Below are 304 nucleotides of genomic sequence, written 5' to 3'. Positions count from 1 at the left end.
CCGCTATCGGTCTCCAGGAAGTATTTAGGCTTACCGGGTGGTCCCGGCAGATTCACAGCAAATTCCACGAGCTCGCTGCTACTCGGGAACACCAAACAAACAACCAACAACGTGTTTTCGCGTACGGGGCTCTCACCCACTCCGGCCCGCCATCCCAAGCGGTTCCACTAACACGCGCGGTCATTCCGAGGACTGTCAGATCCTCGACGCTGGGTCCCACAACACCGCACACACAACGCCTGACAGCTTGACATATGCACGGTTTAGCCTCTTCCGCTTTCGCTCGCCACTACTCACGGAATCA

1 rRNA gene is annotated in these 304 nt (G+C 57.2%); it reads right to left on the bottom strand.

The window, feature by feature from the left end:
- Positions 1–304 (bottom strand): 23S ribosomal RNA (locus tag EIY87_RS07640); the annotation flags it as partial.

The organism is Amycolatopsis eburnea, from assembly GCF_003937945.1.
GTDB classification, from domain to species: Bacteria; Actinomycetota; Actinomycetes; order Mycobacteriales; family Pseudonocardiaceae; genus Amycolatopsis; species Amycolatopsis eburnea.
This window is presented reverse-complemented; position numbering and strand designations above follow the sequence as displayed.